The 23,948-nt window shown below is 42.3% G+C and carries 21 protein-coding genes and 1 pseudogene; 13 read left to right on the top strand and 9 right to left on the bottom strand.

Features of this window, described 5'->3' with window-relative positions:
- Positions 1–518 precede the first annotated feature (518 nt).
- From V7K31_RS28975 to V7K31_RS28965, 3 genes are all read left to right on the top strand, one after another.
- Positions 519–755: a hypothetical protein gene (locus V7K31_RS28975; protein WP_335099421.1), complete on the top strand. Its 237-nt coding sequence runs from the start codon at positions 519–521 to the stop codon at positions 753–755.
- A 560-nt stretch (positions 756–1,315) separates the two neighbouring features.
- Complete coding sequence (locus V7K31_RS28970; protein WP_335099418.1) at positions 1,316–2,308, top strand: MvdC family ATP-grasp ribosomal peptide maturase; 993 nt, start codon at positions 1,316–1,318, stop codon at positions 2,306–2,308.
- 36 nt (positions 2,309–2,344) lie between these two features.
- Positions 2,345–3,310, top strand: coding sequence for an MvdD family ATP-grasp ribosomal peptide maturase (locus V7K31_RS28965; protein WP_335099415.1), 966 nt, complete (start codon positions 2,345–2,347; stop codon positions 3,308–3,310).
- Positions 3,311–3,509: 199 nt separating this feature from the next.
- Here the strand turns inward: V7K31_RS28965 and lnt are convergent, their stop codons facing one another.
- The 3 genes and pseudogenes from lnt to V7K31_RS28950 all read right to left on the bottom strand — a co-directional run bounded on the left by lnt (position 3,510) and on the right by V7K31_RS28950 (position 8,887).
- Positions 3,510–5,150, bottom strand: a complete 1,641-nt coding sequence (lnt, locus tag V7K31_RS28960) for an apolipoprotein N-acyltransferase (protein WP_335099413.1) — start codon at positions 5,148–5,150, stop codon at positions 3,510–3,512.
- Positions 5,131–7,764, bottom strand: coding sequence for a DNA topoisomerase (ATP-hydrolyzing) subunit A (gene gyrA, locus V7K31_RS28955; RefSeq protein WP_335099411.1), 2,634 nt, complete (start codon positions 7,762–7,764; stop codon positions 5,131–5,133). Before gyrA ends, lnt begins: the two co-directional genes overlap by 20 nt.
- A 209-nt stretch (positions 7,765–7,973) precedes the next feature.
- Positions 7,974–8,887: pseudogene (locus tag V7K31_RS28950) on the bottom strand (chloride channel protein).
- Positions 8,888–9,090: 203 nt separating this feature from the next.
- On the opposite strand from V7K31_RS28950, the gene V7K31_RS28945 reads away from it, so the two are divergent.
- The 9 genes from V7K31_RS28945 to V7K31_RS28905 all read left to right on the top strand — a co-directional run bounded on the left by V7K31_RS28945 (position 9,091) and on the right by V7K31_RS28905 (position 15,766).
- On the top strand, positions 9,091–9,282 hold the full coding sequence (locus V7K31_RS28945; RefSeq protein ID WP_335099409.1) for a hypothetical protein: 192 nt from the start codon (positions 9,091–9,093) through the stop codon (positions 9,280–9,282).
- A gap of 293 nt (positions 9,283–9,575) precedes the next feature.
- On the top strand, positions 9,576–10,232 hold the full coding sequence (trmB, locus tag V7K31_RS28940) for a tRNA (guanosine(46)-N7)-methyltransferase TrmB (protein ID WP_335099406.1): 657 nt from the start codon (positions 9,576–9,578) through the stop codon (positions 10,230–10,232).
- A 600-nt stretch (positions 10,233–10,832) separates the two neighbouring features.
- Positions 10,833–11,060, top strand: coding sequence for a hypothetical protein (locus V7K31_RS28935; RefSeq protein ID WP_335099404.1), 228 nt, complete (start codon positions 10,833–10,835; stop codon positions 11,058–11,060).
- 27 nt (positions 11,061–11,087) lie between these two features.
- Positions 11,088–11,525, top strand: coding sequence for a nitrogen fixation protein (locus tag V7K31_RS28930; protein ID WP_335099402.1), 438 nt, complete (start codon positions 11,088–11,090; stop codon positions 11,523–11,525).
- Between the two features lie 41 nt (positions 11,526–11,566).
- Entirely contained in the window at positions 11,567–11,935 is a 369-nt protein-coding gene (locus tag V7K31_RS28925) for a Nif11-like leader peptide family natural product precursor (protein WP_335099400.1), read from the top strand.
- Between the two features lie 75 nt (positions 11,936–12,010).
- The gene (locus V7K31_RS28920) at positions 12,011–13,276 is read left to right on the top strand and encodes a nif11-class peptide radical SAM maturase 3 (protein WP_335099398.1); all 1,266 of its coding nucleotides are present in this window, start codon (positions 12,011–12,013) and stop codon (positions 13,274–13,276) included.
- Positions 13,277–13,297: 21 nt separating this feature from the next.
- The gene (locus V7K31_RS28915; protein WP_335099396.1) at positions 13,298–13,480 is read left to right on the top strand and encodes a hypothetical protein; all 183 of its coding nucleotides are present in this window, start codon (positions 13,298–13,300) and stop codon (positions 13,478–13,480) included.
- Between the two features lie 13 nt (positions 13,481–13,493).
- A complete protein-coding gene (locus V7K31_RS28910; RefSeq protein ID WP_335099394.1) occupies positions 13,494–14,654 on the top strand; it encodes an aminoglycoside phosphotransferase family protein in 1,161 nt (386 codons plus the stop codon).
- A gap of 29 nt (positions 14,655–14,683) precedes the next feature.
- The gene (locus tag V7K31_RS28905) at positions 14,684–15,766 is read left to right on the top strand and encodes a T3SS effector HopA1 family protein (RefSeq protein WP_335099391.1); all 1,083 of its coding nucleotides are present in this window, start codon (positions 14,684–14,686) and stop codon (positions 15,764–15,766) included.
- Positions 15,767–15,910: 144 nt separating this feature from the next.
- Here the strand turns inward: V7K31_RS28905 and V7K31_RS28900 are convergent, their stop codons facing one another.
- From V7K31_RS28900 to V7K31_RS28890, 3 genes are all read right to left on the bottom strand, one after another.
- Positions 15,911–16,117, bottom strand: a complete 207-nt coding sequence (locus V7K31_RS28900) for a hypothetical protein (protein ID WP_335099388.1) — start codon at positions 16,115–16,117, stop codon at positions 15,911–15,913.
- Positions 16,107–16,547: a PIN domain-containing protein gene (locus V7K31_RS28895; RefSeq protein ID WP_335099386.1), complete on the bottom strand. Its 441-nt coding sequence runs from the start codon at positions 16,545–16,547 to the stop codon at positions 16,107–16,109. Before V7K31_RS28895 ends, V7K31_RS28900 begins: the two co-directional genes overlap by 11 nt.
- Positions 16,548–16,641: 94 nt before the next feature.
- The gene (locus V7K31_RS28890) at positions 16,642–17,178 is read right to left on the bottom strand and encodes a hypothetical protein (RefSeq protein ID WP_335099383.1); all 537 of its coding nucleotides are present in this window, start codon (positions 17,176–17,178) and stop codon (positions 16,642–16,644) included.
- A 1,213-nt stretch (positions 17,179–18,391) separates the two neighbouring features.
- On the opposite strand from V7K31_RS28890, the gene V7K31_RS28885 reads away from it, so the two are divergent.
- Positions 18,392–18,592 carry a hypothetical protein gene (locus V7K31_RS28885; protein WP_335099381.1) on the top strand — a complete coding sequence of 67 codons (201 nt, stop codon included), beginning with the start codon at positions 18,392–18,394 and terminating at the stop codon, positions 18,590–18,592.
- 535 nt (positions 18,593–19,127) lie between these two features.
- On the opposite strand, the gene V7K31_RS28880 is transcribed toward V7K31_RS28885, so the two are convergent.
- The 3 genes from V7K31_RS28880 to V7K31_RS28870 form a co-directional block, all read right to left on the bottom strand.
- Entirely contained in the window at positions 19,128–19,883 is a 756-nt protein-coding gene (locus V7K31_RS28880; RefSeq protein ID WP_335099378.1) for a peptidylprolyl isomerase, read from the bottom strand.
- A 133-nt stretch (positions 19,884–20,016) separates the two neighbouring features.
- Positions 20,017–23,124: a cysteine peptidase family C39 domain-containing protein gene (locus V7K31_RS28875; protein WP_335099375.1), complete on the bottom strand. Its 3,108-nt coding sequence runs from the start codon at positions 23,122–23,124 to the stop codon at positions 20,017–20,019.
- Positions 23,039–23,758 (bottom strand): helix-turn-helix domain-containing protein, encoded by a 720-nt coding sequence (locus tag V7K31_RS28870; RefSeq protein WP_442941405.1) that lies wholly within the window; start codon positions 23,756–23,758, stop codon positions 23,039–23,041. Before V7K31_RS28870 ends, V7K31_RS28875 begins: the two co-directional genes overlap by 86 nt.
- Positions 23,759–23,948: the final 190 nt, after the last annotated feature.

Here is a 23,948-nt window from a genome sequence, read left to right as displayed (position 1 = left end):
ACAATTGCACTATGTATTCTGCCTAAAACTATAGTAAAAATAAAAGAAAAGTGAATTTTTTAATATCTAATTTTCAGTATTCTAAACTAACGATAAAAAACGTAAATGCCCGAAAGATGGCTAAAGCGATCGCAATAGAGAAAATTAAGAGTGTGTCCGCGCCGATTAATCCTATGCACGTTATCTGAATTTTTAATGGTGAGTTTTCGGACATTGATCATCAATTCCACCACTGATACGGAATTAACTTACGTATACGGAGAAATTTATACAAATAAAATAATTATAAACTTCTGCTTGAGCATTGTTATGTCCTGGAAACAATTGCCAATTCAGGCTTTGAGATTCATAGACACCTGCAAGTTCTAACTTAGTTGGTCTAAAATATAGCGCTAAGTGTTGACAATCTAAAAATAATCGAATAACAAGGTGGCAGCAGCATAAAAAAAAGCGTTAGTGCATTCCTAGCCAGAAACTAATTAACGCCCTTCATGAAATTTCATACGGATAACATAATTATGCCAGAAAATACGGATAACAAAGCTTCCAAATCAGACAATCAGCCTATTGCCTATAAAGAACGCCTCAATTCTTGGGCGATCGCTCGTCTAGTTCCTAATACACAACGGGAGATTGTTGCTCGCTTCCGCAGCCGTTCTGATGCCGATGGCTATATGCGGCACCTTCCTCAGGAAATACCAAATGCTTCCTACATGGTTGTTTTTGATTGTCAACGCCAAGAAGCTGTGATTTAAAGTACAAGCACAGGCAGTAGACCTTCTATGAAAATAAGGACTTAGGCGAGATTTATTTAGACGTTCTCTATCAGACGCTGCGCGTAGCTTACTTCCCCGTAAGGATACGCGGACTCGCTAGCACTGCGCTATCTGCCAGTTGGACTCAAATTCATGCTGAATTCTGACGACTTGTGATCACGACATCTCAAGAGAAGGGGTGCTTAAGGATCAACTTAACTATAGGCGATCGCTTATCGCAATCTCAAGTTCAATCATTTTCACCGTTGGTCTTTGGGATTTTCAGCCAGCGATAAGGCGATCCAAGAAAACGTTTTGCATTAAGCTGTCACTTAATGGCTGGCATTTATAGTTATGACCTTGAAAATGCCAGTCAACTTTTTGACAATTTGTTCAACGAATCTAATCTACCACAAAACTTCTTTGCAAGAGGTCTACTGTTAACTTTGCCAACCCCAACTAGGGGTTGGTTTCTCATGATTACTATGCTTGCTTTTTAAGTGGTTTTCCCTGTTAATAGTTTGCAGTAGGGAAAATGCAAGAACTTATTAAGATGTTTTATGCACCATGAGCGTAATGTAGTTTTATTAATTACCCATAGTGGTGATTACTTTACAATAGATAGAGTTGCCCAAGCCCTTACAAGACGAGGCGCACAGCCATTTCGGTTGGACACCGATAAATTTCCGATGACAGTCAAACTCCAGGCTAATTTTAGCAGCTTTGGCAGCAATCATAGACTAGAATACGGCGATCGCTCCTTCAATACAGAGCAAGTACAAGCAGTATGGATGCGGCGTATTTGGCAACCTGAGTTGAGTAAAGAATTGGCTCCAAAATTTGAAGCAGCCTGCACTGGAGAATCATTGGCCGCCTTAGATGGCTTTTGGGATAGTCTCAGAGAAGCTACATGGGTGGATGATTTACAACGGATTAATGCAGCTGAAAACAAGTTACGCCAACTGCGGCTTGCATCAGAAGTTGGTCTTGTTATACCTCAGACCCTTGTCACCAACAATCCTCAAGAAGCACGAGAGTTTTTCCACCGAGTCAAGGGAAAAATGGTTGCTAAACTCCTCAGACCTCTTTCTTACAGTATGGAAGGCTCCTCTTTTTTTATGTACACTAGCGTAGTTAAAGAAGAAGATTTAGTTGATGCCGAGACACTGCGCTATTGTCCAGTTGTGTTTCAAGAACAAATCCCCAAACGGCAAGAACTACGGGTGGTGTATGTAAATGGCAAACTGTTTGTCGGAGCATTAAACGCATCAGCTTATTCAGCCTCTACTCAAGACTGGCGACGTGCGACAAAAGAGGCTTGTGCATGGCAACCTGATGAATTACCTGATGAAATAATCCGTTGTCTCCATGCCTTTATGGCAAAATTTGGGCTGGTTTTTGGAGCGTTTGACTTCATCCAAACACCATCAGGGGAATACGTTTTTTTGGAAGTTAACCCTACAGGAGAGTGGGGAATGCTGGAGAGAGATTTGGACTATCCGATTGCGGAAGCGATCGCAGATGCACTACTCTCAACAAGTGCCCAGCGATAACTTTGCCCCGGAAAAATTTAAAATTCGGCAGTTAATATGACTGTTTTAATCATTACCCACAGCGAAGACAACGAAAGTATCCCCTTGGTAATTCAGGCAATTGAGGCTCAAGGAGGGAAAACGTTTCGTTTTGACACAGATCGATTTCCTACAGAAGTGCAGCTAGATGTTCACTACGGTGCAACTGAGCAAGTAATTCTCTCAGCAGATCACCAGAAGCTAGATTTGAGTGAAGTATCCGCAGTTTGGTATCGACGCATCGCCATTGGGTCAAGGATTCCCACCACGATTGATAAGCAAATGCGACAAGCCTCCATTCAGGAATCTCGCGTTACTATTCAGGGGATGATTGCCTGTATTCAGGGGTTTCATCTCGACCCCGTGCCAAATATCCGTCGAGCCGAAAATAAGCAGCTTCAATTACAAGTAGCAAGGAAAATAGGTCTAGATACTCCACGCACCTTAACTACAAACAACCCACAGGCAGTAAAGCAATTTGCCCAAGAGTGCGAACAGGGTATGATTACCAAGATGCTTTCTTCCTTCGCCATCTACGACGAGCAAGGGCGAGAAAAGGTCGTATTTACCAATCCAGTAGCATCTGAGGATCTGGACAACCTTGATGGATTGCGTTTTTGCCCAATGACGTTTCAAGAGAAAATCCCAAAAGCTTTGGAACTGCGGACAATTATTGTAGGTAAAAATGTGTTTACAGCCGCAGTTGATTCCCAGGCTTTGGATAAAGCACGTTACGACTGGCGCAAACAGGGAGTTGCCTTACTTGACGCTTGGCAACTTTACACCTTACCCCATGATGTGGAAGATAAACTGCTCAAACTCATGGCAGAATTTGGTTTGAACTACGGAGCGATTGATATCATTTTGGCTCCTGATGGTCGTCATATATTCCTTGAGGTCAATCCAGTTGGCGAGTTCTTCTGGCTGGAACGCACTCCTGGCTTACCGATTTCTCAGGCGATCGCACAGGTTCTACAGAAATAAAAGAACCTCACCCAGGTTTTGCTATGCAAAACCTGTCCCTCTCCTTGGTAAGGAGAGGGATGTCCGTTAGGACAGAGTGAGGTTTTTGTTTACTTTCTTTGTATCCCTAAAGGAACGTGGATTAATCTCTAGCTTCCCTCTCCTTTATAAGGAGAGGGATTGAGGGTGAGGTAAGCCAGGGATATAAATTGTATGTTATTTAATTCTTATCCCTAAGTTGAATCACCAGCCAATATCCTCCAGAAGATATTAATAACAACGGTGTTAACCAATCACCCCAGCGCACATATAAAGTCTTTGTCTGTCGCCGATAAATTGTTTCAGCATGAGTTTCGTAGGTATTATATCCAGATATCCACAAGGTTCTACCGTGAGGATCTACAAAGGCTGAATATCCGGTATTAGTTGCCCGTGCTGACCATCGATCAGTTTCAATTGCCCGCATCATATCCTGTGCATGGTGCTGCAATGGCATGGATGCAGTGTAATGGGCATCGTTGGAAGAACTGAGGATAAATTGCCCACCCGCCGCAGCTTGACGGCGAAATTGTTCAGGAAAAGCAGATTCATAACATATACTAGCGATCGCTCGACCAAAAGGAGTGTCAAATAGCTGATTTGCTGAACCGGGAACTTGGTGTGCATCCAGTGGTGACAAGCGCTGAACTATTCCACCTAAAATTCCTTCAAAAGGAATATATTCTCCCAGAGGTACTAGTTTGGCTTTATCGTAGCGGCTGACAATTTCACCTTTACTGTTGAAAGTAAACAAACTAATTGTATAACTGTCTCCCCGTTCGCCAAAAGCCCCAATCCAAGCAACTACACCTTTTAGTTTCACGGCTGCGACTAAGGCAGTTCCCAACAAGTCACGCTGGAAAATAGGTAAGGCTCCTTCTGGGGTGAGGACTGCATCTACACCTTGGTCTGCTAAAGTTATATACCCACTGGTGTAATTTTCTTGAGCGCGACGAAACCCTTCGGAACTTCGTAAAAGTCGGTTCGGGATATTACCCTGAACAATCCCCACTTTCAAAGCCGCTTCTGGGGGTTGAGCAATCGGACGGCTATATAAGATAAAACCAATCAGGTGTAAGCTAATTAATAATCCTATGGCGGTAGCAAAGTATCTATTAACGAACCACAGAGGCGCAGAGAACACAGAGGAAATTCTCTCTGCGCCCTCTGTGTCTCTGCGGTTCGTCCATCCTTCAGCAATTAAACCATTAAAGGCGGCGATCGCTGCTGTCACAGTATTAGGCCCAGAGAGTTGGCCCAGATGTAAAATCACGAGATTGTGTGGACTTTGGGTGTAAGCAAGGGAACTCCACCACAGAGGACCAGCACTCCATAGACTTTCTAAGCCGCACCAGACAGCTGTACCAATTAATATACGTAGCCACGATTTTTGTCCACCCAGGCGAACCATTACAGCCGCCCAAATAGCTACGAATACCCCTCCCAATACACTGATAAATCCCCAACAAAAAAGGGTAATTGCCAAACTTGGCAACCACGGAACGCCCAACCATGTCATCGGATGAATTCCGGTAATCCAAAATAAGGCGACACCGTGATAACCGATACCCCAAGCGAAGGCATTTTGGATTTTGGATTTTGGATTTTGGATTGAGCTAGAACTAACAACCAAGATCCATAGGGGAGCTAAGGCAATCCAGGCCAAGAACCATGCACCTACTGGGGCTACGGTTAGCCCCATTAAAATGCCGCTAGCTAAGGCAATTAAGCAAGGTAGTAAAGAGATAAACCTCTCCCCCTGCCTCCCCTGCCTCCCCTGCTTCCCCTGCTCCCCCTGCTTTTTACTCTGCTTCTTCTGCATCGACAGCATCAGGTGGAACTATTGCCACTCCGGTAATCGCGTCATCTTCATCTAAACGCTGCACTCTGACTCCAGTTGCCGATCGCGATTGGATAGAAATCGCATTCAACGCTTGACGGATGATAATACCGCGATTTGTCACCATCATCATTTCATCGTCATCGTCGTTGACAATGCGTAGGGTTGCCAGCTTGTCTTTGTTTTTGCGGTTTTTGAACTTGGTTGCCATTAAACCCTGACCAGCCCGATTTTGCAGCCGGAACTGGGCAACTGGTACCCGCTTACCATATCCTGCCATTGTAATTACTAATACCCAAGGACCAATACTGCCGTTGCCAGGTACTTCTGGGGATTCTTCATTAATTTCGATAGTTTCGATAGTTTCGATAATTTCGATATCTTCTGTTTCGACTGCTTCGATAATTTCGATATCTTCAATTTCGGCTTCTATTTCTGTATCCAAAGTGGCAAGAACTGCTGCGGGGAGAATATCCATACCCACCAGTTCATCTTTATTTTTGAGTTTCATGGCTTTCACCCCACGAGTCGCCCTACTTAAAGGACGCAATTGTTCGTGGTTGCACCGGAAGTGAATCGCCATCCCGTGACGAGAACCAATGATTACGCTGTCTTCTGCTTTAGCGCGTCGCACCCAACGGAGTTGGTCGCCTTCTTCTAAGGAAATCGCAATCAAGCCATTGGCGCGAATGTGACTAAACGCTGCCAATTCGGTTTTCTTGATATTGCCGCCTTTGGTGAGCATAACCAAATATTCTTCTTTGCTAAACTCGTCAACGGGTACAATCGAGGTGATTTTCTCCTCTTTGGGAATGGGTAGCATTTGAACAATTGGTGTCCCGCGACTGGTACGCGAACTCACTGGAATTTGATACGCTCTTAGGCAGTAAACGACACCACGCTGGCTAAAGAATAAAATACTGTCGTGATCGCAGCAAGTCAAGAAATGCTCAACAGTATCATCATCTTTGACTTTAGCTGCGGCTTTACCTCTAGTAGCACGGCTTTGCGCCTCAAAGGTGTTGACTGGCATCCGTTTGATGTAACCTTGCTCTGTAACCAGAATGATCGCTTTTTCATTGGCAATTAGGTCACGGTCATCTAATTCCCCTTCCCCTGGTAAAATTACCGTGCGGCGGGGTGTGGCAAAACTAGTTTTTAGTTGCGCGACTTCGGTTTCAATGATTTCTAGCACTCTCTCCCGACGTGCCAAAATATCTTGCAAGTCGGTAATTTTGGTTTGCAAATCATCGTGTTCCAGACGAATTTTGTCTGCTTCTAAGGCAGTCAACCGCCGCAATTGCATCTGCAAAATCGCATCTGCTTGGACTTCCGAGAGTCCATAAGTTGTGATCAACTCGCCTTTGGCTGTGGGCGCATCTGGTGCATGGCGAATCAAGACAATAATCGGATCTAACTGGGAAAGCGCAATCAATAACCCTTGCAGGAGATGGTCGCGTTCCTCGGCTTTCCGCAGTTCGTAGCGGGTGCGTCTGGCAATGGATTCGATGCGGAAATCCAAGAAGACGCTTAAGAACTGCTTGAGGGTGAGTACTTGGGGTTCGCTATTCACCAACGCCAGCATATTCGCCCCAAAGTTCGCTTGCAGTGGCGTTTGCTTGTAGAGGTTGTTCAGAACGACGCGGGGATAAGCATCACGCTTGAGTTCGATCACAATTCGCATCCCGTCGCGATCGCTTTCATCTCGGATATCTGCGATGCCCTCTAGACGCTTCTCGTTCACCATTTCGGCGATTTTTTCAATTAGCGCCGCTTTGTTGGTTTGATAGGGCAATTCGGTGATGATAATTGCTTCTCTATCTGGGCGTCCCCGTTGTTCAACGGTTTCAATGTTAGCTACACCACGCATGGTAATAGAACCACGCCCAGTGGTGTAAGCTTCTCGAATGGCAGATGTCCCCAAAATTTGCGCCCCAGTCGGAAAGTCTGGGCCGTGGACATACTGCATTAATTCGAGATCGGTGATTTCTGGATTGTGGATTACAGCCACCAAAGCATCAATCAATTCGCCCAAATTGTGGGGGGGAATGTTCGTGGCCATACCCACGGCAATTCCAGAGGAACCGTTGAGCAATAACTGCGGAATCCGTGCTGGTAAGACTGTCGGTTCTTGCTGGGAACCGTCGAAGTTATCGGCAAAGTCTACAGTTTCTAATTCGATGTCGTGGAGTAGACCAGCACTAGTTAAAGCTTGCAAGCGGCATTCTGTGTATCGCATTGCGGCTGGCGGATCGTTGTCTACCGAACCAAAGTTACCATGTCCGTTAACTAAGGGCGATCGCATCGAAAAATCCTGTGCCATCCGCACCAAGGCATCATACACTGCCGTGTCGCCGTGGGGGTGATATTTACCTAATACTTCCCCCACCACACGGGCGCATTTTTTAAACGGGCGATCGTGGAGCAGACCTAGCTCGTGCATTGCGTAGAGAATGCGACGATGCACAGGTTTTAGACCATCCCTGGCATCTGGCAACGCCCGACCCACTATCACGCTCATGGCGTATTCCAGATAAGACTGCGACATTTCGGTTCGCAAGTCTATCGGGATAATCCTCTCCTGTGAGGTTGTCATAACCTAAAAATCTCCAAAAATCGTAGATTTTAGCTTTTTTACTCAACAAAGCGCAAAATTATTCTAAATTGCTCTTGAATAATTGCTATATTTTGATACAATCCTAGCATATATTGCCTTATTTTGCCTGGAGGACTAACTCAAACGTTTTGCTGGGATATGGTAAATACTCTAAGCTTTGCTCCAAGTTGTAATTTTTAATTTTGAGTTTACTCAAAAGTTTGCTGAGACTTGAGTTGAGATGCAATCAAGGGAACTTTGGGAGCGAGAAAAAATCCAACTAAACTGGCAAACAGGATCGGTGTCAAAGGACTTAAGTTAGTCAGTTTTGACAGTAGCAAAGTCGTGCTTATAGGTGTACGCGTTACGGCTGCATTGATCGCCGCCCTTGTACAAATCATGGCAAGGGTGGGATTAAGTCCTGGAATTAAGAGTGCTACTGCTTTACCAATACAAGCACCAGTGAAAAACAAGGGGATGATGAATCCACCGCGCCACCCACCTGTGACGGTAATGCTAATGGCAGCCATTTTAGCAAGAGCTAGAGTTAAGAGAAAAACAGCAGGAAAACTAGTATTTAGGACTGGCTCTAACTCTTCATGTCCAAAATAACGGGTTAGTGGTAATAAAACTGCTAAAATGCCAAGTCCTAGTCCTGCTAGGGTTGTGCGTACATAAATGGGGGCGGGAATCCGGGCAAAAAGGCGATCGCAACCGCGAAAAATGCCCATAAAAATCCATCCCGCCACCGCCCCAATGATTCCGAACATAATCGCGATCGCAAAATCATCAATTTTCTCTAAGTGGTACTGGGGAAAATGCCAAGTGGGCGCAATTCCCAAATGTGTAATTGCGGCAAATACCAGATAACTAGCGCAACTGGAAACAATGGCTGGCATCAGGGCTTCATAAAGCTAAAACCTTCAAATCGTTGCAGTTGTTGAGTTAAAAACTCTAGAACATTCCAGTACAACGCCGCAAATAGACCACCAGCAGTCCCCACAAGTGCCCAGAGGATCGCCCACTGCGAAATCATCAAGGGATTACGTTTTACCAGTCCAAAAAGTTGAGCAAATGTCCAGCGTTGAGTCTCATTGGTAGTCGGGGGCTTTTTTGGTAACACTGCTTATTTCCTAATTTTGTGAAACGTAAAATACTGAATATTTACGCTTTTTATGGTAGAGGCTATTTAGTTTACTGAATCATTTTTAGTCTACAGGAGGCGATCGTCTTTCTTACCTACCGCTATGTGAAATTAAGTCCCAAGATAGTGTGTATTCACTCTAGAAGAGCTTAAGCTTGGCGTATAAGTTTGGGGAAATAGTGATGAATAAGGAAACAGTTCCTAGTCAAGCTGAAAAGTCCAATCCAGAAGGTGATGAATCGCAATTAAGTCCAGAGGTACTGGACAAAATCAAACACCCTCGGAAAATTGACGATGTTATTCGGGAGCAATCGGTAGAAGAACGTAAAACTAACCCAGCTTTAGTACCGGAAATGATTGATGAACCAAATTAGCTAAGGTTGCTTTATCTCCCCTCTCCTTAGTAAGGAGAGGGGTTGGGGATGAGGTTTTGAGAGCTGCTTCACTCTTATTCGGAAATCCTGAATTTATTGATCTGTGCCTTGTTTTTTCCGAAAATAACTTTATAAATCTCACCTAAACCAGATGCGTATATTCCTCTTTGCCCATCTCTAACTTAGTGTGTTTTAGTATAATTATGAATATTTTGCTAGTTTTTTCAATCCAATCCCCAATTGCTGCTCTAATGTAACACCACAGAATATTTTCACGTAAAGGAGAGCAACTTTTGGCAGCAGTCCGAGTTCGCCAGCATGTTAATCCACTTGGTAAAAAGTATCAAACACCACCAAGTCCCCTTGACTGGGAAAAAATTTATGCAAAGCCAAATCAACCACTACATTTAGATATTGGCTGCGCTAAGGGACAGTTTTTGATGAATATGGCCAAGATAGAACCAAACTGGAATTATTTAGGCTTAGAAATTCGGGAACCTCTGGTGGGGGAGGCGAATAAGTTACGTTCTGAGTTGGCTTTAACAAATCTGCATTACTTATTTTGCAATGTGAATAACTCACTGCGTAGGCAAAGCCCAACCCACGCATCGCTTTTATCTTCGCTCCCTCCAGAAAGTTTACAACGCGTTACAATTCAATTCCCCGATCCTTGGTTTAAAACCCGCCACGCTAAACGTCGTGTAGTCCAACCAGAACTAGTGGCAGACTTAGCTAATTATCTTGCGGTTGGTGGAGTTGTATTTCTGCAATCAGATATGGAATTTGTTGCGGTGGAAATGCGCGATCGCTTTGCTGAAAATCCAGCTTTTCAAAGAGTTGGTACAGAAGAATGGTTAGCCGAAAATCCGTTACCAGTTCCCACAGAACGGGAAATAAGTACGCAAAAAAAGGGTGAACCTGTTTATCGGGCTTTATTTGTCAAGCAATAAGTTGTAAATAAAGGGTAGTGAGCGTATAAGCATCTAGTGCTATAAATGCCAAATTTTACTTTACATCTTGAGATTTTATAAATCATAATAATGTCTTAGAGGATGTTTGAAAAGTCGTAAAGTATACTAAAAACCCCGCTTCCATTCCTCTCCCCGAAAGGTCAATAGGCTTTGAAACCCCCATTTCCTTGTAGGGAAGGGGGGCTAGGGGGTTAGGTTTCCGAGGCTTTGGATGTTACCAATAATACTTTTCAAACATCCTCTTAGGAGTTTATCTCGAGTGTATTTTCATTAGACATTGCCTGCCAGTTGGTAATAATTTTGGGACATAATCATTATAGTTAATGGTCATAATTATCGAAATATTCAATTTTGATTAGTATGCAAGAGTATATGGCTTGATTAACTGATATATGTTCTTCCTCAAAAATCGGATATTTCAACACTTATTTTTTAGTGACATAAAAGTTTTATTTATGTCTAATTGAGAATCTTAACAATAGAGTTAGTAGCTTTCCTTTTTTATAAAATGAGGACATAGTTAGGCAATTTGATTCAGTCTTTAAGCCTAAAAATGTCAACATTTAGAGGAAAATCAACATGGAAAGGAAGTATAACGGTCAACTTGAAATTAACGATCTAATTGATGATGCCGTAAAAAATGCGGTGGAACGACGGAACCAAGGTTTAGATTCAGAAGATACTTTGTCTGATGAGGAAATGAAAAGCGTTGCAGGTGGAACAACTTCTAATGTTATTAAATTTAAAGCCCCTATTTTGATAGGAATCATAGCATATCCATATCCAGAGCAAACCGTTTTGTCATAAAGGTTCTCTTCCTTGGAGGCTCAATTGATGGAAGAATTTGCTGCTGATAAACCTACACTTTGTCCCAGTGCTAGACCCGAATCTGTGGATAGTGTTGTCTTTGGCATAGTCGGTGGGACAGTGACACAACCCCGTGTAGCTTATCTCAAAAAGCCCCAACCGATCACGGATGAACTAATAGCAAAAGCTAGTCCAATTACACCTGCCGAAATTTTTCGGACGGCAGCACCTTGCGCTACTAAGGGTTGTCAGCATTTTGATGGACAAGATTGCCGTCTAGCAATGCGAATTGTAGAAAAGTTACCTGTAGTAGCAGAAGAACTACCACCCTGTTCCATACGCCGAGATTGTCGGTGGTGGCAGCAAGAAGGCAAGGCAGCTTGTATGCGTTGTCCGCAAGTTATTACAGATAACTACAACGCATCTGAGCTAGCAGTTGAGGTGGCAATACCGATTTTTGGTTAAGCCAAGCTAGGTCTGTAGTTAAATAATTTCAGGAGAAAATCGTGTCTATAGAAAATGTTCAAGCCTTTTATACAAAGCTAGCAAATGATGAGGCTTTTCGCGCTCAAATTCAAGGAGTGACAAGTAAAGATGAATGTAGCCAAATTGTTAAAAGTGCTGGCTACAATTTCACCCAGGACGAGTTTGAAGAATATACGGCTCAATTGTTAGAGTCAACTGCTGGCGAAGATGAACTCAAGGATTTAAATGAACAAGAACTAGAAGCCGTTTTTGGTGGTGCTTCATTAATTACTGGAAAGCCTACTATACGGCCGTTTTATGGAGTTATTGTTTCGCCGCCTCATTGTCAGCATAAGCCACCTGGTTATCAGCTTGCTTATGGAGTTATTCAGCCAGATTTTCTTACTTAGATAACAGTTTAGGTCTATGGGGACGAATAGGGATATATTCGTCCTTTTCTCAAGAAATTAATTGAGGGTATTCTAATGACTTATCGCCGAATTAGTTATGCAGTTTGGGAAATTACATTAAAGTGTAATCTAGCTTGCCAGCACTGCGGTTCTCGCGCAGGACATACAAGAGCTAACGAGCTTTCTACAGCAGAAGCCCTTGATTTAGTTAGACAAATGGCGGAAGTTGGAATCACAGAAGTAACCATAATTGGTGGTGAAGCATTTTTGCGTCCTGACTGGCTAGAGATTGCCCAAGCAATTACTTCTTCTGGGATGCTTTGTGGTATGACGACTGGGGGTTATGGGATCACTTTGGAGACAGCACACCGGATGAAGGAAGCTGGAATTAGTGTGGTATCTGTCTCAGTTGATGGCTTAGAAGCAACTCACGATCGCCTCCGTGGTAGACAAGGCTCCTGGCAATGGGCGTTTCAGACTATGAGCAATCTCAAACAAGCTGGTATACCCTTCGGTTGCAATACTCAAATCAATCGTCTCTCTGCACCAGAATTTCCACGAATTTACGAGCATCTGCGCGACGCTGGCATCTTGGCTTGGCAAATTCAGTTGACTGTACCAATGGGGAATGCCGCTGATAATAGTGAAATTCTGCTGCAACCTTATGAACTACTAGATGTATATCCGATGATTGCTCGTGTTGCCCAACGCGCAAAGCGAGAAGGGGTGCAAGTACAGCCAGGAAATAATATTGGCTACTACGGGCCTTATGAACGAATGTTGCGGGGAGAAGGAGACGCTTGGACTTTTTGGCAGGGGTGCAATGCTGGATTGTCTTCTTTAGGCATCGAAGCCGATGGTGCGATCAAAGGTTGTCCCTCACTGCCTACCACGGCATACACTGGCGGCAACATCCGCGACTATTCACTGCGAACAATTATTGAAGAAACTGAAGAACTACGGTTTAATCTCGGCGCTGATACTCCTAAAGGAACATCACACTTATGGGGTTTTTGCAAGACTTGTGAATTTGCTGAACTTTGTCGAGGCGGTTGCACTTGGACTGCTCACGTTTTCTTTGATAAGAGAGGGAACAATCCTTATTGTCATCATCGCGCCCTCACTCAGGAAAAAAGCGGTATTCGAGAGCGTGTGTATCTCCAGCGTCGGGCAGATGGGAATCCCTTTGACAATGGCGAGTTTGGGCTAATTGAAGAACCAATTAATGCCCCTTGGCCGGAAAACGATCCACTTCACTTTACTAGCGATCGCATTCAATGGCCAGAAAGTTGGGAAGAAGAACCAAATCTAGTACCATCTTTAGCTGCTTCTAGTAATTAAAAACTGCAAAATCCCATTTCTATGAATAATATCTCTAGTGACTCTATCTCGTCAGAAAATACGACTATTCCTGACTCTCAAGCAACCCTATTCCCTCGTTCAGGTTGGAATAGTCAATTAGCTTATTTGAGAGTTATTTTTCGAGCAAAAAAGGCTTTAGACCGAATTGAGAAGGAAGCTGGTATTTTGAGAAGTTACAATTAATTTATGAAGACCTATGACTTTTTTATTGAATTCTCATAATGTTTTCGATTATTTAGTTGCAGATGGTTTATGTAATCAGTCTAATCAACCACCAATTAAGATAGAACAAGTTGCAGCTAAAAATTTTAATTTATTACTGAGTTGGTCAGGCGATCGCAAGCTTCTTGTTAAACAAGAACGACACAATCAGGAAGGGAAAGCGGCTGGTGAGTTTTTAAGTGAGTGGCGAATTCAAGAGTTGTTACAACGATTTCCAAACCTTGGCAACTACCGCTCATTTTTACCAGAGGCACTGCATTTTGATGCAGAGAATTCTATTATTGTCTTTAGATATCTGGATGAATATCGGGATTTAATGGATTTCTACACTAAAGAAAATAGCTTTCCTACAGAAATCGCTACGGCAATTGGTAATATTTTAGGGACTATCCATCGTGATACTTTCAACCGCCAAGAATATCAGGAATTCTTTTCTAAAAATTCAGATAATTTCATGGCTGATCAAGTATCACTTATGGTTCGGGGATTAGAACGGGTTGAACCGGAAATTTTTGGTCTAGTTCCTGCCGATGGGTTAAAGTTTTTTGCTCTATATCAACGTTATGATAGCTTGGGGAAGGCGATCGCAGAATTAGGTAATGCTGTGATTCCTTCTTGTCTAACCCACAATGACCTCAAGCTAAATAATATTCTCTTACAAAAAGATTGGCAGGTTTCCAGTAACAATATTGTCCGGCTAATTGATTGGGAACGCTCCGCTTGGGGAGATCCAGCTTTTGATTTAGGAACACTTATTGCTAGTTATGTGCAAATCTGGCTAAGTAACTTGGTTATCAGTAATTCTTTGAGTATTGAAGAGTCTCTACGCTTGGCAATAACACCTTTAGAACTACTTCAGCCTTCAATTGATACATTAACCCAAGCTTATTTAAACACTTTTCCAGAAATTCTAAAACACCGCCCTGATTTCTTGCAACGGGTGGTGCAATTTACAGGTTTTGCTTTGATTCAACAGATTCAGGCGATGATTCAATATCAAAAATCTTTTGGCAATATGGGGATTGCTATGCTTCAGGTTGCTAAGACGTTATTAAGCCGTCCTGTACAATCGATGCCAACAGTTTTTGGTGCTGCTGCTGTTGAGTTGACTAACTTGAGTAGTTCTGCTGTTTAAATCATTTTGTTATTACTAAATAAGTAGTCATGCAATTATTAAATTCTCCTCAAACTCAGCTAGAGAGTGGTTTAACTGGGCAATTACTGGATGTTCTGCAAGATATTGTTCGGAAAATTGAGATAAAATCTGATTTCTCCATCCACCATCCAGATTACAAACCTTTGGAATTACCATCTGAGGCAGCTGAACGTTTTCAGAAGATGCCAACCCAGATGCAACAGAAATATCTGAGTCTGCAATTGCGGAGTTTTCTTTACGGTATCTATTACAACGGTTCTATGCAAAGTACGTTGGCACTAGATGGGGAGGGAAATGGTTTGCCCCTAGATTTGGAGAATAATACTGTTTTAGGGGTAGATGTGGGGTTTTATAAGCGATTACATGAAAGTAATTTTGGAGATGGCTACTTTGACCCTGGTTGGTCTGTTTTGAGAGAAGAAAGCGATCGCAGTTTAGCCGTGACTAAAGGCGGTTTGAGGGTGCATATTGAACGGAATAAGCATCTTCAACCTACTGAAGTGGCAGCTGTGCTAGGTGATTCTGTCGCTATCAAGATGCCGAAGAATCTGGTGCAAAATGGCTTTTACGTGGCAGTTAGCAATGCCGCATCTGAAAGTGGTGAAAATCTGGTACGGGTGTACTTTAACTTCAGCCCTGAAGGTGCACTGGTGGTGATGGGTAGCCTGACGCGGCGACTGAATGCCATTCCCATTGTCTTCCACTTTAAGGTGCTGTATAACCCAGATGACTACAAGCGTTACGATTCAGGAGTACTGTACTTTGAAAAAGGCAACTATGAAGCTGTCCGGCAAGTTCTTGAGGCTGTTTATGCAGAAAATCAATCGCATTTTCAGCCGGAGGTGCCGCTATTTACCATGCAACTTGCACCAGGGTTAGGCTTGGCAGAAGAACCAGACCAAAAGTTTGGTGTTCAGGAAAGCTTTGGGATGAATCGCTGTCAGATTGTGGCGAATGGGTTACTGGAAGCTTGGTATCAAGGAGATGAATCAATTGAGGGGAGGATGCAGGCTATCCTTGGGCAATTTTCTCATTTGGGAATTGACTTGCAGCGCCCTTATCTCAATGCCAATTCAGAAGATATTTATTAGACATCTCCGCAAAAGAATAGACCTCTTGCATAAATCCTAAATGTGTCAATTAAGCGAAGTGAAACATATTGTGAGATTCTTCTCTACGAGACGCTGCGCGAACACTATACTCCGTTCCGTTCAGAATTACTCATCTATGTTTCATTACATATCTTGATAGGCTTTAATTTTTTCATACAAACTATCAACATTATCTTGAGCAAATAGCTTTTCTTTTAGTTGTAAATAATCACCTTCGCCTAATTTACAAGCTGCCCAAAATTTCATCACCTTGGATGGCTCTAAATGTGTGAGTAAAACTTGTATTACTTCTTGTAAGTTTTCCTGTTCGTTAATAACTTTAATTGTCATCTTCTATCTCCAAAATAAAATTAGTGGGGTTAATTGCTTTGAGTGTTAAACCTTGACAGCGATTGATTAATATTTTATCGCAAGTGATAAAATAATCACTTTTAGAAGCTTCGGCACAAGCAACGTGGAGAGCATCAATGGCTTTAATCCCTTGTTGTTCTAGTTGTTTTGCTCTCCCTCTAATATTTTCATCTAGTAATACTCTCAATGTAGCTATTTGTAAGTATCGCTCCATTGACTGTTGGTTTACAGAAAATGGGTTACGGCTATTTTCATATTCTAGAACTGAAGAACTAACTAATTCTATTAATTTGGCTTCGACCATTTGTAAAATTAAGATGACAGCTTGTGTTTCTAGAAATACTTTTGGCTGTGTTTGGTCATCAAAGGGGCGGTTATAAATACTTGTGTCTAAATAAACTCTGGTCATGTCACCGTATCTAATACTTTCTCGGCTTCTTTAACTAACATCATGATCAGCACTCTGTAACAAATTAACTAAACGTTTTGCCTGGGAGTCTTCATCAATGAGTCGTTTTAGGCTCAAGGGAGACTCCTTGTTGTTCGAGGCGGTAACGCTCCTCTTCTGCTTCCAGTTTCAGAAGTTCTTGGTGACTTTCGCAATAGCGAATAGCTTCCTCGATCGCAGCAAGGGGAAGATTCCAATTGTCTGCTGCCTCTTCTATTGACATCTGGTTAACAATCATATCCTGCCAAACAGTCGAGGCAAGTAGTTTTCGCCCTTTAATGTAAGGTTGCCGCCGCCAGGGGTGAGGGCGTTCCACCAGATATTGCCAGTCGCCTGTTGGGGAAGATTCAAGTTCTGGGATAAGTAAACGGACTTGCCCTTCTCTTGTGTGGAGAAACAGTTGAGTGCCGGGACGCATCTGGCGCTTGAGAGTAACCATTAGGTCGATGGAACGCAGGATTGTTTCTTTGGTATTAGGAGCTGCGATCGCATCACGTAGCCAGTTGAGCTTTGCTTCTTGTTCTGGAGTAATGTTAAAGTTCTGTCGCTTGGTTTCTACCGTTTCTGGATTAGATGATATCGGCGTTGTCATGTTACCTCATAACTAGGAATTAGGCGAATGAGTACAATATGAGTATATCAGACTCATTAAGTCTACACAATTGATGCGATGTCTACGACGGGCTTTGCCTACGCATTTTTGGCAATGCAACCATATTTAATATCTGTTGATCAGCCTAGAGTTTGGATGCCAACGCAGAGCGTCTGCGACTCTCAGGGATTCACGAGAGAGTAGATTTAAGAGCGGCTGTGGAAAGCGATCGCGCAGTTTGCAGCACATCTCACCTGAGTTCGAGAGATTATGGCAGATAGCATCAGGTCTGCTTCTACCATCAGAATGAAATAGCTCTAAATTTTTATCGTTCAGTCCAAGAGGATTCTTGGACTGATTTTTTATTGGTTTTTCTAATTTTGAGAAATTAAGTAAGTAGTGAAAAAACAAAAAGGTCATAAATATTTTATATATATCCCACATTCCGCACTTCATCATGTAATACACGAGGATTTCCAACATCTGGCTAATGGTGGTTAAATAAAAATCAAAAAAAAGTTAAAATTTTTCAGTATTAATACTTAATAATTAAGCATTATTAGGAAATATTCTTGAATATTTATGTGCTACATCTTGAAGTGCGGAATGTCGGATATATCATCCACAATAAGGCAATACGGTTCAGATAAGTAGGGGGAGCAGGGGAGCAGGGGGAGAAAAAAGTTGATAGATAATTAGTTCTTTGCCTCCCCTGCCTCAAGAGCCTGCCTAAACAGATAAATTTGCTTAACTGAACCGTATTGCCACAATACAGCACTTCCGCCTGCTATGAGGTACGCACACAGTCTCAAAAGTTAGGATAGGAAAGGGATGTGGGTAAAATTGTGCTTCATAATAGCCGGAAGTGCTGTAAGGTATTTTATCCAAATAAATATAGCAATCCTAAATGAGTCGTGAAAAATATAGATAAGGAAACGAACCGCCAAGAACGCCAAGGACACAAAGGGAAGAAAGAAGAAAGAGATATAGAATTTTCACAAATGATTTAGGACTGCTATATAGGATTTTTGTTTACCGAAAAATAGTGTAGTAAGTTGCGGACTAAACAAACATATAACGGCATTCTTTTTGTCCCTCTTCTAGTGATTAAAATATTTAAATAATCGATTATATAACATATTATGATAATCGTAAGAGGTAATTAAAAGTCTAATTACAACCAACACAAATTGACTTAGGAGTATATTTCAAAATGGCTAGTATTACAATCTCTGAACTACGTCCTGCTGGTATTGATCTGTTTCATGATTCTGAGAGTTTTTTCAGTGAGCTAACAGATGCTGATCTTGATTTAACTCACGGCGGCATAACTCCTGCTTTAATTCTTAGTTCAGGATATTGCGTCGGTGCAGGTATTTTTCTAGCTGGCTACATAGTTGGAAAGCTGTCCTGACTTTTCACGCTAAGTTCTCAAGCCCCGAAAAAGCGCGGCTTTTTCCACAGTCTAATTCTCAATATTTTTTAGCTAATGAAAATAGCTAACGGAAAAATCAGGGCTTGGAAAACTCTTAAAATAACCGTTTCCACATACCGTGAAAAGTCAGGAAAGCTGTCTGGGTGATAGAGGTAGATGGAAGTCAGTAAAAACAAGAATCTGGATAAAAATGGTCGAGTGAAATGAAAGGCTGAAGTTATTACATAAATAGCCAAAAATATCATGTCAAACTCAACCTGCTTTCATAATCAAATATTGTTGCTTCCTTTTTACCCTCAACCTTGCTTCGCTCTCCATTGAGCCAAGCAAGATTTCTATAACCAAATCTGGTTCTTTCACATTCGCTCTTTATATTGTCTAGTTTGACTTGCAAGGTATATGAGATGATTTGGCAGATCCTCACTAAAGTTGTGGCTGTTGGTATTCTACATTAAACTAGATAATAAATAAGAGGAGAATATAATATTTTTTCTCCTCTTTTTTTTATTAAAACTTAAGCTATAAGTAAATTTAAATCCAGCTTTTTTGCTACTTTAACTTGCTTAATTTGCTGTTTTATCCATTCAAAGAACAAAGTTAATAGAATTTGATAGCGCAGTTTTTTATCCAATTCTGGTTGAATAATTTCCTCCACTAAAATCAGATGCACCCCTTTAGAAGTTATAATGGGTTTGAGAAGCTGTGGCGGCTTAACAGCAAAAATAGCAGCAGAAATTTCTGGTTTCAAATCTTTTCGGCGTACCATTCCTTGATATCCGCCTTTTCGGCGTAATTCCGTATCCTGAATATATTTGTGAGCAACATCATAAAAACTCGTCTCGCCTTCCCGAATGGCATATAAGAGTTCTATCGCCAAGTCTTCATCATCTAGAACAACCTCATACATGAACACACCAGCATAATCTAGTTGATTTTCAAAGAAATAGGCTTCGACTTTATCTGCAAACAGATGAGTAGCTAACTTCTCATAAATGACGGTGCTGTAGACAATTTCTTCATAATCATCTATAGAAAGACTATGTTTTTCTAACCATACCCAGGTATCATCAGCACTAATAAGTTTGTTCATTAACCGCATTTGGTCTGCTGCTTTCTGAAGTTCTTCAGTCTCTACTTTGATACCTGCCTCATTTGCGGCATTTTCAATAATCTTGCGGGTAACAATTCCCTCAACCAACTCAGGCATTTTGCAAGATAGCTTGACTTGAGAAAGAATATCTTCGTTGGTAATAGTGATAGTTTGTAACATGATGTTTCTCCTAAGTAGATAGACGACATTAAATGTTTTTCGCTGAAAGAAGAGCTTTCCGCCCGCTTTCCTTACTTGCAAGGAAATTAGGGGATTAGCTGGTTAGGTTTAGGAATGTATAAGTACCGCGGCTCTACAATTTCACACCTCCTTGCTGCAACTGCTTAAATGGATCAAGCAGAAAATCAATAATCCGACGCTGGCGCACAATCACTTCAGCTGTCGCCGTATCCCCAGGATGCAAGGCAATACATTTATTAGCTGAGGGAATACAATTTTGTTTTAAGGCAATTTCCAAGTCATAAGCTGCTACCTTCCCATTAGGTGTATCCACTTCTATAGTAGTAGGAGAAATCTCTAACAATTCTCCTTCCAGCACGCCATAATCCTGAAACGGATAAGCATCAAACTTTAACTTGACTGGCAATCCTCTTCGCAAAAAACCACTCTCAGTTGTCGCCATTTGCGCCCGAATTATTAAAGGCGAACCTTGAGGTGCAATCTCCGCAATCATTGTTCCAGGCTGCACCACAGACCCAGCCCGTTGTATCGGTAATTGAAACACTCTACCATTCACGGTGGCTCTTAACTCTCGTTGTCCTAACTGAAATTTTAACGAGACAATCTGACTCTTATTTTGAGCAATTTCTGCCTGAAGCGTAGTAATTTCTGTCTCCAAATTCTTCTGTTGTTCGTCGATTTTTAGCATAGCTAGTTTGCTGGAACGAGTTAAGGTCTGATAACTCCTTTCCTGTTCTTTCAGTCGCAATAGTGCCTGCTCAATATCTGCATTTGCTTGGCGAATAGTCCGCTCATAACTACTCTGTTGTTCTACCAAACGTAATTTAGCCTGCTGAATATCTGACTTATTTTGTTCGGATAACTGTTGCTTGTCTTTAGCTATATCTTGTTTCTGGACAACATTAATTTCTGGAACAACCCCTGACTGCCAAAGACTGCGATAGCGTTCCACTTCCCGCTCGGTACTCGCCAAACTACTATTTACTAACTTATTAGCTGTTTGACTATGCTCAAAAGTTTGCCGTGCCTGATTGACTTGAGCTAATTTTTCGTCTTTTTGTAAGTCATAGGAATTCCTAAGAGCATTCATATTCTGTCGCGCTTGGTCAATTTGAGCCTGCTTTTCTAACTGTTGAGATTGGTTTTGTTGGTCTTGCGTTGTCAAAGATACAACTAACTGACTTTTAGATGAATTTAACTGAGAAAGTCGATTTAATTGTCCCTCCAATTTATCCTGCGCCTGTCGCATTTCCGCCTTAACTAATTCCGATTCCAACACCAATAAAGTCTGCCCAACTTTAACCGAATCACCCTCCTTTACCCGAATTTCGGCAACAGTACCTGCCACAGCAGCATCCAGCCTAACCGTCTTTCCCTTTGGCTCAAGTCGCCCTCTTGCCGTACCCGTTTCATCCACCTTAGATAGCATCGCCCAAGGTAAAATGATCGACACAAAGACTACCAAAAAATAAAGCAATCCTCTTGTCCAAACTTGGGGCAAGCTATCAAGTAAATCCTTCGTCGCGTCAGCCCAATCATCAGTTGCTCTAGCTGGTGTTTGCTCTCTTAAAATTTCCTCGCTCTGTTCTACTGCTGTGGATTTAACTGTTCGCACACCAGAAAGGGCTTCGATCAGATAGCTACTTTCATTAGCAACAGCATTAAATATTTCCCTAGAAATCTTTTGTAAAAAAGGTGTGGCAATCAATGCCAGCAGGAAAAAAGGCGGTACAATCACCAATACCAGCAACGCCATTTTCCAGCTGTACCAAAACATCAATCCTAAATAGATAAAGACAGTGACTAAATCTAGCAGGATGGATAACGCCTCACCAGAAAGGAAGCGTTGAATTTTGCGGTTTTCCTGTACACGAGAAATAATATCCCCTACATAACGGGACTCAAAGTAACTCAAGGGTAGCCGTAGGGTATGGCGAATAAATCCCACAATCAGGGCTAAATCGATTTTATTCGCTGTGTGATCTAATAGATATTGCCGCAACCCTGTCATCGCCACACGGAATAAACTAAAAATCAGTAACCCTAACCCCACCGCCGTTAAGGTTAGTTCAGAACGCTGCACCACCACTCGGTCTAAAATTAACTGGGTGAATAGGGGAGTAACCAGTCCAAAAATCTGGATAAATAAGGAAGCGACAAACACTTCTAGCATTACTAAAGTGTGAGGCTTCATCAACTCAAAGAATTGCCAAAAGGGAGTTGTAGCCTCTTTGGCATCCTTCAACCAGGCTGTGGGTTGCAGTAGCAATGTGTAACCAGTCCAGTTGGCTTTAAATTCGGCGTGGCTGAGGCTGCGTTGCCCAATACCAGGATCTGCCACAATTACCTGTTTTGGAGTGATTTCATAGACAACGATGTAGTGCTTCCCCTCCCAGTGAGCGATCGCCGGCAATTTTTGCTTCGCTAATTGGTCAAGACTCGCTTTCACAGGTCGCGTAGCAAACCCAATGCTTTCCGCCGCCGCCGATAACCCCCGCAGCGACGAGCCATTGCGGTCAACATTGGCGATATCCCGCAGGCGATTTACACTAAAATTTTTCCCCCAATAGCGAGACACCATCACTAAACAAGCTGCACCGCAATCCGATCCACTCTGTTGAGCAAAAAACGGATAGCGCCGAATCACACGCTGTAATAAATGTCCGACTCGCTGCGTGGAGTTGGGAAAATAGGCTTTGCTAATCTTTTTCTCGCGTTGCTCTACTGCTGGCGTTGATAAAACCTTTGTTTCATGCTGCCGTTTGGAGTCAGATGGCATTACTGGCGGGTTATCTGAGTCCACCTGTTGGGGATTACGAGATAGCGCCTTAGCCCATAAATGTTGGCGAATTTGGGGATATTTAGCCATCAATGGCCACAACACTTCACCCGGAACAAAGCCCAGTTGCAAGTTGACCGAAGCTCTGGCTGCATAAGATTTAAAGTCACCCTCCTTAAACAAAGTAAATTCCCCAAATGAGTCTCCCGCCTCCAAGGTGGCGATTAGCTCATCGGCGCTATCTAGCAACCTGACCTTACCAGCGATCGCAATATAGATTCCTGCTTGAGCATCGGTTCCTTGCCAGAATTTGCCGACTTTCGGGTTGATAAATTTAACTTGTTGAAGACAGGGTTTAAATTCCTCTATCGAGAGAGAATAACCCAGAGTATTGTTGAACTGTTGCAGAGAAAGCAACTGAGCAGATATATCTTGCACCATGAACGTCTACATCTTTTCCTAATTTTGCAAAGTTAATAAGTAACAATTCAGAATTATCGGAAATAGGTGCCGATTTAAGATCAGCAATCAAAATTTTGGAACCTTGAGCCTGTTCAGCATTACTGGGTTTTGCTAGTGTGGATAACCCCATCTGTTTGAGCAGTCGCTTGATATGGCGATCGCTCACCTCAATCCCAAATTCTTTTACCAGATGTTTCCCTAGCCAGTTTGCTGTCCAGCGCCGAAAAACATAGCCATGATCGCGGGGACTACTACTAACCAGCTCTTTCAAACGTTCTAAATACTGGTCATTTATGGCTTTAGGGCGACCAATAGGACAATCTTGCCATTGGTGCGCCATCCCAGTCCGAGCTATGTGCATCCAATGCCTTGCTGTTGCTGCACAACATCCCAAGGTTTGACAAATCGACCTTTGAGTTTTCCCCTCATCTGCCAACAACATGATTTCAATTCGTTGACGGTAAGATTCAGGTAAACTTTTGTACAAATTTTCTAGCAGTAGTTTCCGTTGAAACGGTGTTAAATATTTACCACCAGTTGCAGTTGGATATTTAGTTTCAGGTTTCCCTTGGCAGTCGGACATATACATAGGATTTACTAGTTTTGCAGACATACGAATACCTCATGCTTGAATCATAGTCAAGCACTTGCAAATGAGTTTTTCGGGTGTTTGTTTTTACCTTTTTTACTCTACAATTAGCGATCACACTATGTAGGTATACATTAACTACAAATCAAATTTGGGAATTCCGAAGAATTATCAATTAATTTTCTATGTTTAAACGCTTACTCAACAAGTCAAA

The sequence above is a fragment of the Nostoc sp. genome (assembly GCF_036917675.1).
Classification (GTDB): domain Bacteria; phylum Cyanobacteriota; class Cyanobacteriia; order Cyanobacteriales; family Nostocaceae; genus Nostoc.
Note: the sequence above shows the minus strand (reverse complement) of the source record. Positions and strands in the feature narration are given on the sequence as shown.